This window comes from Neobacillus niacini (assembly GCF_023715785.1).
GTDB lineage: Bacteria > Bacillota > Bacilli > Bacillales > Cytobacillaceae > Neobacillus > Neobacillus niacini_E.
In genome coordinates this window covers 38,209-53,134 of the sequence record NZ_JAMBOX010000022.1, presented here as the reverse complement: position 1 = coordinate 53,134, position 14,926 = coordinate 38,209, and the positions used below count along the sequence as shown (strand labels likewise).

The following is a 14,926-nucleotide window of genomic DNA, read 5'->3' as shown; positions in this document are numbered from 1 at the left end:
TTTAAGAGTGAAAAATACAATTTTCCAAAGAACTCATGATAAAATAACAATGAATGGAGGGATATTTTTGAAAACGTTTGAGGAAAAATTGAATAGCTATGCAGAATTGGTTGTAAAAGTGGGATTAAACGTTCAACCGAACCAAATCCTTTATGTAAGAGCTAGTGTGGATGCGATTCCATTTGCTAGAGCTGTCGCTCACGAGGCTTACAATGCAGGTGCAAAAAATGTGTATGTGGACTATACTGATCCTGAAATCACACTCTCACGCTATTTGAGAGCATCAGATGATGTTTTCACAGAGTTTCCTGAATGGGAGCGAACTCAACGCGAGATGTTGATTGATAAGGATACGGCATTTTTATTTATCGTTTCCGACGATCCGGATTTATTGTCCAAAGCTGATCCAAATCGTATTGCGAATTACCAAAAAGTAAGCGGAGAAGCCATGGTAAAATGGCGAGAGCAGCATGATGATGTTAGTTGGGTCATCTGCGCAGCTCCAAGTCAAGCCTGGGCAGATAAGGTTTTTACAGGCGAAACGAATAGCTTGGACAAACTTTGGGATGCAATCTTCAGTTCAGTACGTATAGGGGAAGTTGAACCTGTAAAGGCATGGAAAGATCATATTGGAAACTTGCTCCAAAAGGTTACTTATTTGAATGAAAAGAAATATAAGAAGTTACATTACATAGCTGAAGGCACAGATCTAACGATTGAGCTTCATCCCCTACATCTATGGAGAAGTGGTGGAACCAAAAATCGACATGGTGTTCAATTTGTTGCGAATATGCCAACTGAGGAAGTTTTCACTTCGCCATTACGTTCAGGTGTTAATGGTTTCGTTTCGAGTAAAAAACCACTTAGCTATGCAGGTAATTTAATTGATGAGTTCAAATTAACTTTTGAGAATGGTCGAATTGTTGAAATTACAGCTAAGAAGGGAGAAGAAGTATTAAAGAACCTAGTAGAAACAGATGAAGGCTCCCATTATCTTGGTGAAATAGCCCTGGTTCCACATGACTCACCTATTTCTAACACAAACGTACTTTTCCTAAATACATTATTTGATGAAAATGCTGCAAACCATTTAGCATTAGGATTCGGTTTCCCTAATTGTATTGAAGCTGGAGAGAAAATGACGAAGGAGCAACGTGAGGAAGTAGAACTTAATTCGAGTATAACTCATGTTGATTTCATGATTGGTTGTGCGGATATGGATATTGATGGTGAATTACCTGATGGTACACGTGAGCCAATCTTCCGTAAAGGGAATTGGGCTTTCTAATTGACTTTGTAGAAGAAGGAATCTTTTGTTAAATGAAGAATATTCCTCCTTAAGAAAAAAAGGAGGAATAAGATGACAAGAAAAGGCTGGATTTTATCAACTCTTTGTGGTTATTACTTATTTTTGCCATTGAACTGTATAGTACAGTCAATTCATATCAGAACATTATTATTCCAAAAGGGATGGATACCTTTCCTGTATACTTAATGGATTTTAGAATTGGCGAAGGTTCTACAACAATTGAATGAAATAGTTTTGCTAATACCTTCATGTGGTTAAGTTTAGTTCCGCTTTTGTTAGCAAGCTAGGTATTTCAAAGATTGTTAAAGCGTAATTTCTAGGTGCTTTTGTCTAAATGGGCTTTTCCAGCATAACGGGAAAGTCTATTTTGTTTTTCAATGAACAGGTATGAATCATCAATTAAGTGATGGTGTCATTTTAATAAAAACAAGTTTGTGAAGTAATGTACTTAAACTAATGGGGCTTGAGTTTAACAAAGGAGGTAGCTGCGGCACCTCCTTTTCTTATTGAACAAACGGTTTGCAATAAGCAAATTTAAACAAATTGGAAATAGGATTTTTATGTTATACTCGTTAGAATTACCATAAAATTATGAAGATACGATATAATTTTTGAAAAAAAGGGGTATGAAAGATGGATAATCCTTACAGTTCTTATCGTTCGTTATTCCCTGTTTTATCTAATTATGTACATTTAGCAAGTTGTTCTTCTGTATATAAAGAAGGAACTTGCTGAGAAGCTAGAACCAAGGGTTACTGGATGGTTTGGACAAGAAAATGTAACAAAATTTGATATATTTAATTCTGTTTTTGCACCTGGTGCTCGCCGTTTCGAAACGGGTACGCCTTCTTTTATTAGCATTTATGCTGCATACGAGGCTTTAAATTTGTTGCTTAAGGTTGGAATACATAATATTCAATCATATTTGAAAAAATTAGCTGAATTTACCAGGGGATTTGGAATACAGAAAGGACTACAAATTACCGGTCCACTGTCAACTGAATGTAGCTCAGGTTTGACCTCTTTTTATATAGGTAATGCTCCAGAAGTCGAGGGGATATTAAGAGAAAAAAATATTATTGTTTCCGCGAGAAAAGATGTAATAAGGATGGCACCTCATTTTTACAACACAAAGGATGAATTAGAATATGCAATCACTGAGTTATCAAATTTGGCAAACAGGTGATTAGCAGAAAACAAAATAACCTTATTTTTTGCTCTTAGAAAAAATAACTAGAGACTTGTTAAACTAACTGGTGCGTTCCTTTAAAATCTGGCTACCATTACGGTGGCCATTTTTTATTGAACTAAAAGGCAGGTTAGCAATAAGGAGTAATACGGTAAACTGTAAATAAAGGCGATTTTACAGATTTAAATAGGAGGATGAACCAATGGATAAGATAGTTACTTTTTCATTTAATAGTACAAAATATGAAGGTACAGAGGCGACAGAAACATTTACATTTAAAGAATTAGGTATTGATGAGGATTTGGATGATGAAGCACTAAAAATAGAAATAGATAGAATTTTTCAGTCTTGGGTTTGGGATAAACTTAATATTTCATTCAGTATAGTAATAGGATAAGGAAAACGCATATAGTACAGATACTGTTCAGAACAATATTTTACTTGCGAGCGGTAATGTTTAAGAAAAATGCAATGATCCTTAATTTATCGAAATATTTATGGAGGTGGACAAAATTATATCAAGAAAAATTATCTCGGCATCTGTCTCTGATTCTTTATTTTCAATTTTGTTGGGACTAATAGTACCAAATCCTTTTGGTGAAGCTATCACTTCAGTACCCAATTACTTATTTGCCGTTGTGTTATCAACGCCTGTTTATTTGATGTACAGCTTTCCAGCTATTTTAATTTACGGAGTTTTAACCTCTATTATTAGTGATAAAATTGGTCAATTTGTTTCAATAAAAATAGAAAATGGTAAATCTGAAATTATTATGTCTGGCATTTTACACATTGTTTTTGGTCTTGTAATGCTATTTTATAGTTTAGGTGCTTCCATATTGTTTTTTATTACTGATAGAGTTCTGCAAAAGGATAATATAGATTATAAGTTATTCAAGCTATCAAGAGTTTGGCAATTCCATTATCGGTCTGGCTAATTTTTATGGGGATTGTTTATATAGAGCATCTGTTAAACGTCAATTAAACAAGTGTTGAGAAACCTTAAAAAGGATTTTCCTGATTTTTATTCTTCTTTTTCACCATTTAAGAGCCTTGTATTAAAGTCATAAAGATTGTGAAAGTGTACACTTAAAGTAATGTGGGCTTTTGTTAAAAAATACATTTTTGGATTTTACAAGTCAAAAAACCTTTATAAAACAGAAAATAGCGTGTCAAAACTGTTCCTAGTTACACGCCGTTATATGGTCATAAAATGCTCATCTATAATTTGTTCGTTGCAATTTATTCTACTTTTGGTCAGTGTAATGGTTTTGTTGACCCAAAATCATATTCTCAAGAATTTTAATTCGGTCTTCTTGTTTCTTGACCATATTCTTTAATTCTTTGATTTGTCCCTCAAGGTGAGTTACTAATTCTTCCAAATGGCGATGGTTTGTGCCTTCTTGATCACGTTGAACCCTTTTCTGTCCGTGATCGGGAAAAATATATTCAATCTCGTAGACCTGTCCAGTTATTTCTTTTACGGTTTCAGTGATTAACGTTAGATAGCGATGTTCTAGCCAGTCAGCCGCAAAGTCATTTTTGGTGTTGATTGTAAGGATGCCGTCAGTGACTTCAGTTTGGTATCAGCAAACCAGGTTTCGAAACTTGGTTTGGATAATTTTTGGCCAATCTTTTGAAGAACACTTGTCCATAAATCCATTCTTTTCCCTCCTTTAATTTCTCTCTTATTTATATCATTTTAAGTAAAAAAGAAACAGGATAAAACTAACGAGTGGGTTTCTACAAAAGGTGGAGACACATTTTTCTTATTGAAGTAATGGCAGGTTTATTCAAGAAGAATGCCGAATTGATTTTGTAATCGGTTGGGAGGATTGAAAAAAATTGAGGTTATTTTTTGCTATTTTACTTATTTTGTTTGGGAGTTTTTTAATAGGATTAACTGTAGATAACTTTGGCAAGACAGGTAACTATATTATGCATCTAATAGGAATTGGATTTAATTTAGGAGCTATTTTTGTTGTAAGTAGCAAGAAAGCAAATCAATAGTATTTTTAAACTAATGGGTACGAGAGCTCAATAAGGAATTGCGGAGGCAGCTCTTTTCTTATTGAACAAACGGTTCAGTTTAGTTGAACACGAAGTTTTTACGTTTTTGCTATATAGTTTTTAATATATAATGGTAGGTAATAATCTTTGGGGGTTCTGATTTGGATAGAAACAAGTTTTCAGCAATAGCACATAAAAATCATTCGTTTTATAATCCAGTTAATCCAGCTAAACTTGATAAAGTTGTTGAATTACTTTCATTAACAGCTAATGATAAGGTAATTGACATAGGTGCTGGAAAAGGTGAAATTCTTCTCCGGATAGTTGAAAAGTACGGTTCTAAATGTACCGCAATCGAACAATATGAAGATTTTACAGAACAATTAAGAGTAAATGCAAAAAATAGGGGTTCTTTAAATAACATCGAAATCATTACACAAGATGCAAATTTAGCTATAAAGTCACTTAAGGAGCAGTTTAATGTGGGAATTTGTATAGGTTCTTCCCACGCTTTAGGAGATTATTTTAAAACTATAAAGGCTTTAACAAATATAGTTGAAAAAGGGGGATATATTATTTTAGGAGAGCTTTATTGGAGAAAAAAACCCGATGAAGAATATATGGAGTTTTTTGGTGGAGATGAACACGATATTTTATCTCACTCAGAGAACATATTTAAAGCTCAGGAATACGGTCTATTACCTTTATGGGCATCAGTTTCCACTGAAGATGATTGGGATTCATATGAATGGTTATATTCCAAATCTATCGAGGATTATTGTTATGACAACTCCAAAGATCCTGATTGTCCTGAAATGTTAGAACGAATCAGAAGTTGGAGAAAAATGTACTTAAAATATGGAAGAGAAACCCTTGGATTTGGTTTATATCTTTTTAGGAATGTCTAAACTTGAACTCTTTAAGTTATTTTTAGTAATTAAAACTTATGGAGAATGTGAGGGATTTCACTTAAGCTAACGGAGGGCAAGAGTTTAAGATCCAGCTGCAAACCAGTTGGATCTTTTTCTTGTTGAGCTAACGTGTCAGTTTAGTTGAAGTAGAAAAACGAATAATGCGTATTTGACTCATTTTGTTCCCTTTAAAGAAAGCTTAACAATTAAAAATGACTTCATACTGGAAGTCATACATTAGTAGATTACTTACTTAAAGATGGTAAAGGTAAAATCTTATTATTTCTGCCTACTGCTGCTTGTAATGGTACAGCAAATTCTAAAGGAGCCGCAATACCAACTAATGAAGTTCCTACTGTAGTATAGCCAACAGGAGCGACGCGGGGACTTTTAACAGCTCCACAGCCAATTTGCAAAACTCCACCATTGACCATTTGACCAATTTTCAAATAACGGAAATCAAATGTTTGCTGTAGATGTTTATCCATTTCATTCACCTCTTATTAATATATGTTCAAGAGCTTGGCTGAATTCTAAAAATAATAATAACGCCAAAAGCAAACAAGAAATTGACCAATATGGTGAAATAAGGAGTTGCACTACGAACGTATTGGGAAGAAAGTACTTAAGCGAACGGGTGCAAGAGTACAAGAGTGGATTGCTACGGCTATCCTTTTTTCTTATTCGACTAACGGGCAGGTTTGTTCAATAAGAAATCACAAAAGGAAGAGCATTTACTGTAAAATATGATTAGACGTATTAATATCTAATAAAAAAGTAATGCAAAAAATTGAGATGATGCACATTAGTATTATGACACGACAAAAATAAAAATATATGGAGGTTAGTAATGTTATTTATGATATTTGGGGTTTTTGCAATAGTAGCAACTTTTATAAATCTTTATATGTATAAAGTAGGAAAGGATTATAAGCTTGCTATGGCGGTAGGACTATCATTTACAGCATTAACACTTTGTGCAGAATACAGTCTTGTATCGGTGTGGGTAGAAGTGAAAGATTGGGCAGCTTTAGAGGATGTAGTACCTGGTATGGAAAGAGCATTATGGTTTTTGACAATTGTTTCTATCTTACTAAATATAGCACCTATACTTTTAGAACGAAAAGGTAAGAAATAATGACTTATTTTTTACATCATTTATATAATATGCAATTAATGTGTAAGTTTTTATGTATAACTAACGCGGGGCGTTGATCCCAGGAGGATTAACGCTTCTTTTGGCTGAACCTTATTGAAGTAACGGTACAGTTTAGTTGAATAAAGCATGTATCTTGACAATCGTTTTTACACAATTATAATAGATATTAGAGAGTCTTATAGTCTTTAATAGATAGGAAGGGTTGAATACATTGAAGTACTCAAAAGCAACTAATTATGCTCTTCATACAATGTTAAATTTAGCCTTGTCAAAATCAAGCAAACCAATAGGGGTACAGACACTAGCAGAAAAGCTGAATGTTTCACCAACTTACTTATCTAAAATCCTAACCAAGCTTGTAAAAGAAGGAATGGTATCTTCTGTGTCAGGAGCAAATGGTGGATATTCATTGACAAGAGGCTGGGAATCCATTTCTTTTCTTGATATTATTTTTGCTATTGAGGGAAAGTCATCATTGTTTGAGTGCGGATTAGACCATGGACCTCAATGTCAGATCCAAAAAGTAATGTTGAAGTCCGAAGAAAAAATGGAAGAAGAATTAAGGAGGCAAACCCTGGCTGATTTAGCTAAGACATCTGAATAATTAAATGATTTCTTTTTTTATCCTCCTATTATAGATAATAAAGATCTTTAATATATTTAATTAAAAGGAGTGTATATTATTATGTTAGATTGTGTAATTGTAGGTGGAGGTCCAGCGGGTTTAAACGCTGCACTAGTATTAGGCAGGGCAAGAAGAAATGTGATTTTATTCGACAATAACTCTCCAAGAAACGCAGTTACCCAAGAGTCGCATGGATTTATTACAAGAGACGGAATTAAACCAAGAGAATTTAGAGAAATTGCTCATCAGGACATAGCCAAGTATCCTTCTATCATGATAAGAAATGAAAAAATTATTGATGTAAAAAAAACGGGAATGCATTTCGAAGTCGTGACCGAAAAAGGAGAATGTATTAAAGGGAAGAAGGTGATTTTTGCTACAGGACTTAAGGAAATTCATCCGGCAATAGAAAACATTATGGATTTCTATGGAAAAAGTCTTTTCAGCTGTCCTTATTGTGATGGCTGGGAGTTGAAAGACCTTCCGCTAATGATTATTTCAGAAAGCCACTTTGCTTTCCATATGGCTAAAACAGTTTACAATTGGAGCAAAGACTTAATTGTTTGTACCAATGGAAAGAAGATATTAACCGTAGAGCAAAAGAATATGTTACAAAGAAAAGGAATTAAAGTATATGAGCAAAAAATTAAATCTCTTATTGGCGGAAATGGGAGTTTAGAAGCTGTAATTTTTGAGGATGGTGAAGAGGTAAAGAGGAATGGAGGATTTGTGACACCTGAATGGATTCAAGCCACCACTTTCGGTCAATCTTTAGGATGTAAAACACACGAGCTCGGTGGAATTATAACTGATCAATTTGGCAGAACTAATATTGAAGGGCTATATGCCGCTGGAGATACGTCAGTTATTGCTCCTTCACAAGTGATTATAGCAGCAGCGGAAGGTTCTAGAGCCGCAATGGGAGTCAATACAGACTTATCTCAAGATGATTTTAATTAAACTATTTAAAAACTTTGTGAAACAATGTACTTAAACTATAGGGGGCAATAGTGAAAAGGCAGCGGAATATCCGTTGCCTTTTACTAACCATCTCTAAAAATATTTTCTATAAAATTCTCTTCTAAGACTTCCGCTTAACTGAGCATAAATCCTAGTGGTCTCGCTCTTTTCGTGCCCAAGCAAACTTTGAATAACATCAATTGGAGCTCCGTTGTTTAATAGGTGTGTGGCATAGCTGTGGCGTAGTTGGTGTGGATAAAACAGGCTTCCCTCAAATGTTCAATTTCTCTCTCAGTTAGAAATTTTGGAATCCGTTTCCCTTGTTTAGGTTCTTTTATCGTAAGATTGAAGGGAGTTGTACCCTCATGCAACGGATAAAATTTATGATTAAAATGTTCCTGAATGAACCTTTGTGGTTCAAAATACTAATTTCTATAACTTTCCTTGCTTCAATTATTTTAAGCAATTCATTTTTTTCAAATCATCCTTATTTACGAAGTTGTTCCAAATTAGCTGCGGCTATCTTCTTTTGTGCTTACGCTATTAAATTTAGGAGGAATTTAAAAACGGCTTTCCTCTTCTATGCTGTTTCTGTAATATGTATTTTCCTATCTATTAGGTCATTATTTTAGTTTTATAATAGATTGAAATAAGCATATAAAAAAGATGGAAATTAATAGACCTTCTTTAACTACCATGAAAGTACAAAACAGTTAAAATCTAAAAGAGACAATACTAAAGTAGACCCAGCAATTATAATTTTTAAAAAAAGCTGAGCCTAAAATTAAGCCTCATGTCGCAATATCAGTATGACCACAAAAATCCCACTTTCATTCACTGTGGTGAAGCAATGATTTTCGATTCATGGGTGGCTAACGGGGGCGTTTGCGGAAGATATGGCTGCCATTTTCGGCGGCTTTCTTATTGAAGTAAAGGGGCAGGTTAGTTAAACAACAATATGATTAAAAAGAGGATTTTTAGCTTTCGTCAAGAAAGAGTAAATAATAAGTGGTGAGGGGATGAGGAAAACTTGGAGGCAAGTAACAATATCATTCAGATAAAGCCTTGGGAGGATAATGACCTTGATTTACTTTTTCTTATAAACGCTCCAGAAATGATGCAGCATCTTGGAGGTTCAGAGAGTAAAGAGCAGATTTTGAATCGACATGAACGATATCTTGAGCTGGGAAATAGAGGACGTATGTTTAGCATTAAATTGTTACCAGAATTAGAACCAGTAGGTTCTGTGGGGTATTGGCAAACTACTTGGAATAATGAGAGTGTATATGAAACTGGATGGAGCGTTTTACCCTCTTTTTAAGGGAAAGGAATAGCTACAAAAGCGGTAAAGTTAGCAATTGAAGAAGCATCTAGTGAAGACAAATATAAATACATCCACGCATTCCCATCGATTGATAATCCTGCTTCTAATGCAATTTGTCGGAAACTTGACTTTCAGTTTATTTCTGAATGCGAATTTGAATATCCTCCAGGAAGATTTATACGGTGCAATAATTGGCGTTATAACTTAATTGGAGAATAGCTGATTTTTTAGTTTTTAAAAAACTTTGTGAAGATAGGTACTTAAACAAACGGGGTGCAAGAGTTCAAGAAAGAGACCGCTGCGGCGATCTTTTTGCTTGTTGTGCTAAACCAGCTAATAGTTTGTCAATATTTTTCATTAAAAACTTAAAATATCTCATGTTATACTAAAAATGTGTATACCAAATAACCCTCCGTTAGTCTAATTTTGGAAGGTTTTGTGTTATTTAGTTGGATTTAGGTTCTAAGCTATATCTTGGAAAGTAGTTTTGTTCTTTAAAAGGGCAAATATCCAATGTAAAAGCTTATTTACACATGCTATAACAGCTACTTTAAATGGCTTTCCTTCTTCCCGTTTCTTGTCGTAAAACTCTCGCATTCTTTTGTTTCGCGGGATGATTTCATCAGTTGTTTTCTTTTTACGACAATCACGAATGGCACAACGAACTGCCATATACAAGGCATGTCTAAGTCTACTCGATCCTCTTTTAGTGATTCGATTTTTAGTTGCAGAAAATTTACCAGATTCAAAAACACTTGGATCGACTCCAGCGAATGCTACAAGCTTTTTTGGGTCATTAAATCGATCTATTTCCCCAATTTCAGAAATTATCGTTGCAGCGATCTTTTCTCCGATACCAGGGATAGATTTGATGATATTATATTCTTCAATTTCCTTAGCGAGGGCATCTATCTCCGACTCTAACTTTGATAGATGCTCTTTATACTGAAGAATCATCTTTATAAACATACCTAGGCTTAAAATATGACTCTGATAAACTGTCTTTTCAAAAGGGTTACGGCACGCCGCAGCTTTAAGTTCAATTGCTTTTTCTTTTGCCCACCTGATCGACCGACTTTTACATACTTCATATATTTTTTCTGAAATTGTTTCTTCACTAGCCTTCAAAATGTCTTCTGAAGAGGGAAACTCTGAAAGAGTTAAGAGCGACACCACAGAGTATAAATCTCCAAAGACTCCAATATACTCAGGGAAAACTTGCTCAAGCACTGCCTGAAATTGAAGTTTAGTTTGTATCATCACGCCAGTTATATTTTCATGTTGTCTTGTGAGATTACGAAGGTTCAATAACTGAACACCACGTTTTTTATAAGGTTCAAATTCCTCTTTATAAAACAACTCACAGAGGAGATAGGCATCAATGGCATCAGTTTTTACTTTTCTTAAACTTGAACCTCTTGCCTTATATGAAATCAAAGGATTAATGATAATTAATAAATATCCCCGTTTTTCCAAGTATTGAACAACTGAAGTTTGATAATGCCCAGTAGCCTCTAATATGACCGAAGGTTTCTTCCCTGACTCATTTTTAACATCCTCAAGAAACGTTACAAGTGAATTTAGCCCCTTAAGAGTATGATCTACTTTAAAGCTCTTTCGATATGGTTTTCCTTTATCCAAAAATGCTTGAACCTGACTTTCGCCTTTAGATATATCCAGACCTACGACTGGATTCATTATAAATCTCCTCCTAATTGTGAATTGCCAGTAACCCCTAATCCTCCATGCAGTGTCACAGCTTCGCTTGTTATACGAGATCTAAGTCCCAACCAGCCTCAATCATGTTTCTACAAGTAGGGGGCGAACGGTTTAGCTGACGGGGTCAAGCCCCACGGGCAGATACGTTCTACCCTGGCTACTGCTATAATAAGACCATATAAAAAATGGTCAACCAGAAATATTTTCTGGCTGACCTTATAATACGAAAGGGCAGGTTAGTTAAAAAAGGAAAATAAATGAAATCGGTAGAATAAAAACTGGATATAAATCATAAATAATTGCGGGGGTAAAAAAATATGAAAAAATTAGGGACTCTATACTTTTTCTGCGGGAAAATGGGAGCTGGAAAATCAACTAAATCAAAACAATTGGCGATAGATAAACGTGCGGTACTGTTGTCTGAGGATGAATGGCTTTCATCTCTTTATCCCAATCAGATTGCATCATTTGAAGACTATCTAAAATTCTCAGCGCAGCTCAAGCCGTTGGTGAAAAAGCATGTTCAAAACATATTAAGTGTCGGTACAGATGTAGTAATGGATTTTCCAGCTAACACTCAAAAACTTAGAAAGTGGTTTTTGGATATGGCATCAGAAATCAATGCAAGCCATCAACTAACTTTCCTTAATCTAAATAACGAGCAATGCTTACGTCAAATTGCACAAAGGCGTAACGAACAACCAGAAAGAGCAGCTTTTGACACGGAAGCGGTGTTTATTCAAGTTACTAAATTTTTTGAAGAACCAGAGGCATCAGAGGGAATAAATATTTTTGAGTTTAGCGGAAAAGAATAACAAAGGCGATTGAGGAATGTTTATTATCAGCAGAAAATAAAAGGGAAAAAGGCTAATCCGTATTAGTATAGGGGTTAGCTTTTTTTGTCCGATTTTACATAGATTTTAAAAACTCGAAGCTAAAACATTTATCGTCATCGTACAAAGTCATCTTTATTAATACAGAGGAGTCATGGATAAATTAGCAAAAGGTCATAATCCAATTTATAAAGTTATGACTTATTGACACTACTAAGTCGATGATTAAACAGTTAAATATAAATACTAAATTAGTAGGAGGTTAGTAAATGAAAAAAAATTATATTCGTTCATTATCAATTGTTTTAATTAATGTCCTAACTCTCTCGAAAAATCCAAACTGCTAAGGAGCATCTCTTATCAGTTCTGTTTTCTCCAGAATATAGATTAGTTGACTTAATCAAACTATCATAAGGAAATAAATGGTCTTCGACGATGATACTTCCTCAATTAGAGAATTTTAATGCCTTTGAAGAAGTTCCTAAACTTAAAATACCAATCTATTTTTGTGAAGGAAAGTATGATTATGATACAGCCTTTCCATTAGTAGAACAATACTATAAAATATTAGATTCACCTAAAAAACAGTTTTTTTTGTTTAATAAATCTGCTCACTGGCCACAACTTGATGAACAAAAGAAGTTTTCTGATGTGCTTTTAACAATTCAAAAAGATACATTGAAATAAGAATGTAAAAATACAACCCCTGTTAAATTGGATCTATTGTGAACAATTTTTCGCATCAAAACAAGGCAGTCGAAAACGTCATTGATCCTAAAAGAATCGGTAGAGTTGCCCATGTTTTGTATGTGGTATGGCCTTACTGCTATTGGGAAAAATTAAATTGGCATGCTATCTCGAATGGAGGAATTTAACATGGGCAAAACAATTTTCATTACTGGTGCAGGCACCGGGCTTGGCAGAGGTGCTGCCATTGGTCTTGCCAAAAAGGGCATCGGGTGATTGCGACAACAGAGCTGACTTCTCAAAAAACAGACCTTATGTGGGAAGCAAATGACCTGGGATTGGATATAGAAGTTATTAAAGTGGATATTACAGACCCTTTGGATTTGGAACAGATTGAGAAGTATGATTTTGACGTATTTGTTGCAAATGCTGCCATTAATGAACGAGGGCCGCTCGGGGAAGTGCCGATGGACCGATTTCGGGCACTTTTTGAGGTAAATGTTTTCGCAACTTTGGCAACCGCACAAATCGCCGCAAGGAAGATGGTTGAAAAGGGAAGCGGAAAAATCGTCTTTATGAGTTCCATTTCTGGAATTGTAGCATCTCCTTATAACGGTGCATATGCGGCAACAAAGCATGCAATTGAAGCTATTGCTCATGCATTAAAGGCGGAGCTTCAAGGTTTTGGAGTGAAAGTTGCCACTATTAACCCAGGTGCCTTCAAAACAGGCTTCAATGATCGCGCGGCAGAAGAGCTATGGAAATGGTACGATGAAAAGAAAAACTTCACGAGAAAAGAGGATATAAAAAAGGCGGAAGAAGGGTTAAGGAACCAGTTTGACCCGGAAGATTTAATTGCAAAACTGGTAGAAATCATCCCAGCTGACCAACATAAATTCCGAGTCGCCTATCCTCAGCAAACGGAAAAACAGATGAAGCAAGAAGAACAAAAGGGGTGGGAGATGGACATATAGGATGCCCCATCCGGTTCTTATAACCTGTGGAATGAGACTGTTAATAAAAAGGGGAAAGATGGAAATATCTTTTTCCCCTTTTTGCTTTTTGGTATTTGCTGAATCATGCCTATTTACAATCAAATTTTGTTCCCCCACAGTGAAACGTCCTTCAACTGCTAAGGTTTGATCTTTATCCGAAAGGAACCTTTACCGAAAAGAGAGAAAATGTGGAATAAAAATGTTCTTCAGTAGAATTGACCGATGTTGCTGGTAGCAAATTGGTTAATTTATCTCATTATTATGATGATGCATCCAAAGTATTAAAGGAATTAGCGAATGCTTCCACTGTGGGAATACAAAATCCGGGTTTTGTTTAATCATATCCATTTTTTGATTGAAAGCTAGGTTTAATTCTTCTTGGTTCCTAAGTGAATTACTTTGGTTGCCCATCATTGCAGCTGCACGCCGGCATAAATATTAAAAATACGAACGGGAGGTTAGTGTAAGAAAGGTTTGTTTTAGATGAAGGAGACCTGATATAATTTACTTTAAATCTAAATTAGTTCTTGTTCAAAGGGGGCTGGATAGTGGAACATTAAGGGGGCATCACAATGATTAGTAATAAAAAAGTGTCTGCAATACATGCAAACACTTTTCCAGGGCTATTAATAGACCCTTTTTTTATTTTTGGGACAAACATCCACACTCGGAGACAAAACCATTCATAGTTTATCTTAATGAGTAGAAAAGAGAGGTGGAGAAGTCATTGATGGGGAATGATAATAAACAAAAACAAAAGCCAAATGAAGAAAAGATGGTGGAAGAACAAATCATCCCTTTAGAAAAATACAATTTAGTCCACAATTGGAAACTCATAATGCAATTCAATTTTGCTTTATTTAAAAACAAAGATGAATTTGTAATTATTAATAATAATGATGAATATGTAGCTCGTTTTAGCATTACTGATGTTGGGGTAATCGAACTAAAAAAAACCTCATCTGAAACAACTCCGATGATTGATTTCAAGAAAAAAATAATTAAGATACCTATATTATTATAGAGCACGGTGAGTAATGAGTATTTATAATATAAAAGTTATTTCGGGGGTATAAGGTGTTTTTAGAAAAGGGATTGTGACTGCAATCACTTTTTTGTTATTGAACTAACTGGGTGCGTTTGCGGAAGATTTTGCTGCCATTTTCGGCGGCTTTCTTATTGAAGTAAAGGGGCAGTTTAGTTTA

15 protein-coding genes and 3 pseudogenes are annotated in these 14,926 nt (G+C 34.8%); 14 read left to right on the top strand and 4 right to left on the bottom strand.

Annotated elements, in window-relative coordinates; all coding sequences use genetic code 11:
- Positions 1-67 precede the first annotated feature (67 nt).
- The 4 genes from M3234_RS25875 (at position 68) to M3234_RS25860 (ending at position 3,436) form a co-directional block, all read left to right on the top strand.
- Complete coding sequence (locus M3234_RS25875) at positions 68-1,288, top strand: aminopeptidase (protein ID WP_262307433.1); 1,221 nt, start codon at positions 68-70, stop codon at positions 1,286-1,288.
- 730 nt (positions 1,289-2,018) lie between these two features.
- The gene (locus M3234_RS25870; protein ID WP_285858794.1) at positions 2,019-2,495 is read left to right on the top strand and encodes an aminotransferase class V-fold PLP-dependent enzyme; all 477 of its coding nucleotides are present in this window, start codon (positions 2,019-2,021) and stop codon (positions 2,493-2,495) included.
- A gap of 205 nt (positions 2,496-2,700) precedes the next feature.
- The gene (locus M3234_RS25865) at positions 2,701-2,895 is read left to right on the top strand and encodes a hypothetical protein (protein ID WP_262307432.1); all 195 of its coding nucleotides are present in this window, start codon (positions 2,701-2,703) and stop codon (positions 2,893-2,895) included.
- Between the two features lie 106 nt (positions 2,896-3,001).
- On the top strand, positions 3,002-3,436 hold the full coding sequence (locus M3234_RS25860; RefSeq protein WP_262307431.1) for a hypothetical protein: 435 nt from the start codon (positions 3,002-3,004) through the stop codon (positions 3,434-3,436).
- A gap of 578 nt (positions 3,437-4,014) precedes the next feature.
- On the opposite strand, the gene M3234_RS25855 is transcribed toward M3234_RS25860, so the two are convergent.
- Positions 4,015-4,161 (bottom strand): DnaA N-terminal domain-containing protein, encoded by a 147-nt coding sequence (locus tag M3234_RS25855; protein WP_262307430.1) that lies wholly within the window; start codon positions 4,159-4,161, stop codon positions 4,015-4,017.
- 182 nt (positions 4,162-4,343) lie between these two features.
- Here M3234_RS25855 and M3234_RS25850 point away from each other — a divergent pair, with 182 nt between their 5' ends.
- Both M3234_RS25850 and M3234_RS25845 read left to right on the top strand, forming a co-directional pair.
- Positions 4,344-4,508: a serine kinase gene (locus M3234_RS25850; protein WP_262307429.1), complete on the top strand. Its 165-nt coding sequence runs from the start codon at positions 4,344-4,346 to the stop codon at positions 4,506-4,508.
- Between the two features lie 161 nt (positions 4,509-4,669).
- Positions 4,670-5,416 carry an SAM-dependent methyltransferase gene (locus M3234_RS25845; RefSeq protein ID WP_262307428.1) on the top strand — a complete coding sequence of 249 codons (747 nt, stop codon included), beginning with the start codon at positions 4,670-4,672 and terminating at the stop codon, positions 5,414-5,416.
- Between the two features lie 248 nt (positions 5,417-5,664).
- Here M3234_RS25845 and M3234_RS25840 read toward each other — a convergent pair whose 3' ends face one another.
- The gene (locus M3234_RS25840) at positions 5,665-5,907 is read right to left on the bottom strand and encodes a hypothetical protein (RefSeq protein ID WP_262307427.1); all 243 of its coding nucleotides are present in this window, start codon (positions 5,905-5,907) and stop codon (positions 5,665-5,667) included.
- Between the two features lie 362 nt (positions 5,908-6,269).
- Here M3234_RS25840 and M3234_RS25835 point away from each other — a divergent pair, with 362 nt between their 5' ends.
- From M3234_RS25835 to M3234_RS25825, 3 genes are all read left to right on the top strand, one after another.
- The gene (locus M3234_RS25835) at positions 6,270-6,557 is read left to right on the top strand and encodes a hypothetical protein (RefSeq protein ID WP_262307426.1); all 288 of its coding nucleotides are present in this window, start codon (positions 6,270-6,272) and stop codon (positions 6,555-6,557) included.
- Between the two features lie 232 nt (positions 6,558-6,789).
- On the top strand, positions 6,790-7,182 hold the full coding sequence (locus M3234_RS25830; protein ID WP_066303669.1) for an Rrf2 family transcriptional regulator: 393 nt from the start codon (positions 6,790-6,792) through the stop codon (positions 7,180-7,182).
- 78 nt (positions 7,183-7,260) lie between these two features.
- Entirely contained in the window at positions 7,261-8,163 is a 903-nt protein-coding gene (locus M3234_RS25825; protein ID WP_262307466.1) for an NAD(P)/FAD-dependent oxidoreductase, read from the top strand.
- 93 nt (positions 8,164-8,256) lie between these two features.
- On the opposite strand, the pseudogene M3234_RS25820 reads toward M3234_RS25825, so the two are convergent.
- Positions 8,257-8,421: pseudogene (locus M3234_RS25820) on the bottom strand (tyrosine-type recombinase/integrase); the annotation flags it as partial.
- Positions 8,422-9,193: 772 nt separating this feature from the next.
- On the opposite strand from M3234_RS25820, the pseudogene M3234_RS25815 reads away from it, so the two are divergent.
- Positions 9,194-9,706, top strand: a pseudogene (locus tag M3234_RS25815) (GNAT family N-acetyltransferase).
- A gap of 243 nt (positions 9,707-9,949) precedes the next feature.
- On the opposite strand, the gene M3234_RS25810 reads toward M3234_RS25815, so the two are convergent.
- Complete coding sequence (locus M3234_RS25810) at positions 9,950-11,185, bottom strand: IS110 family RNA-guided transposase (RefSeq protein ID WP_262307425.1); 1,236 nt, start codon at positions 11,183-11,185, stop codon at positions 9,950-9,952.
- Positions 11,186-11,523: 338 nt separating this feature from the next.
- On the opposite strand from M3234_RS25810, the gene M3234_RS25805 reads away from it, so the two are divergent.
- From M3234_RS25805 to M3234_RS25790, 4 genes and pseudogenes are all read left to right on the top strand, one after another.
- A complete protein-coding gene (locus M3234_RS25805) occupies positions 11,524-12,021 on the top strand; it encodes a P-loop nucleotide/nucleoside kinase family protein (RefSeq protein ID WP_262307424.1) in 498 nt (165 codons plus the stop codon).
- Between the two features lie 453 nt (positions 12,022-12,474).
- Positions 12,475-12,726, top strand: coding sequence for an alpha/beta fold hydrolase (locus M3234_RS25800; protein ID WP_262307423.1), 252 nt, complete (start codon positions 12,475-12,477; stop codon positions 12,724-12,726).
- A gap of 189 nt (positions 12,727-12,915) precedes the next feature.
- Positions 12,916-13,700 (top strand): annotated as a pseudogene (locus M3234_RS25795) (SDR family oxidoreductase).
- A gap of 748 nt (positions 13,701-14,448) precedes the next feature.
- Positions 14,449-14,745, top strand: coding sequence for a hypothetical protein (locus M3234_RS25790; RefSeq protein WP_262307422.1), 297 nt, complete (start codon positions 14,449-14,451; stop codon positions 14,743-14,745).
- The last annotated feature ends 181 nt before the right edge of the window (positions 14,746-14,926 follow it).

Excerpts from the sequence above, each read along its gene's own strand:
- M3234_RS25810 (WP_262307425.1), bottom strand. The coding sequence starts at position 11,185 with ATGAATCCAGTCGTAGGTCTGGATATATCTAAAGGCGAAAGTCAGGTT.
- M3234_RS25840 (WP_262307427.1), bottom strand. The coding sequence starts at position 5,907 with ATGGATAAACATCTACAGCAAACATTTGATTTCCGTTATTTGAAAATT.
- M3234_RS25835 (WP_262307426.1), top strand. The coding sequence starts at position 6,270 with ATGTTATTTATGATATTTGGGGTTTTTGCAATAGTAGCAACTTTTATA.
- M3234_RS25805 (WP_262307424.1), top strand. The coding sequence starts at position 11,524 with ATGAAAAAATTAGGGACTCTATACTTTTTCTGCGGGAAAATGGGAGCT.
- M3234_RS25800 (WP_262307423.1), top strand. The coding sequence starts at position 12,475 with ATGATACTTCCTCAATTAGAGAATTTTAATGCCTTTGAAGAAGTTCCT.
- M3234_RS25865 (WP_262307432.1), top strand. The coding sequence starts at position 2,701 with ATGGATAAGATAGTTACTTTTTCATTTAATAGTACAAAATATGAAGGT.
- M3234_RS25855 (WP_262307430.1), bottom strand. The coding sequence starts at position 4,161 with ATGGATTTATGGACAAGTGTTCTTCAAAAGATTGGCCAAAAATTATCC.